General features: G+C 57.1%; 1 rRNA gene. It reads left to right on the top strand.

Features of this window, described 5'->3' with window-relative positions:
* Positions 1 to 315, top strand: a 16S ribosomal RNA gene (locus ciss_RS09200); the annotation flags it as partial.

Below are 315 nucleotides of genomic sequence, written 5' to 3' on the forward strand. Positions count from 1 at the left end.
AAGACGGGCACTCTAAGGGGACTGCCATCGACAAGATGGAGGAAGGTGGGGATGACGTCAAATCATCATGGCCTTTATGCCCTGGGCTACACACGTGCTACAATGGGCGGTACAAAGGGAAGCGAAGGGGCGACCTGGAGCAAATCCCAAAAAGCCGCTCTCAGTTCGGATTGCAGGCTGCAACTCGCCTGCATGAAGGCGGAATTGCTAGTAATCGCGGATCAGCATGCCGCGGTGAATACGTTCCCGGGCCTTGTACACACCGCCCGTCACACCACGAAAGCCGGTAACACCCGAAGTCAGTGGCCTAACCCG

The sequence above is a fragment of the Carboxydothermus islandicus genome, from assembly GCF_001950325.1.
Classification (GTDB): Bacteria; Bacillota; Z-2901; order Carboxydothermales; family Carboxydothermaceae; genus Carboxydothermus; species Carboxydothermus islandicus.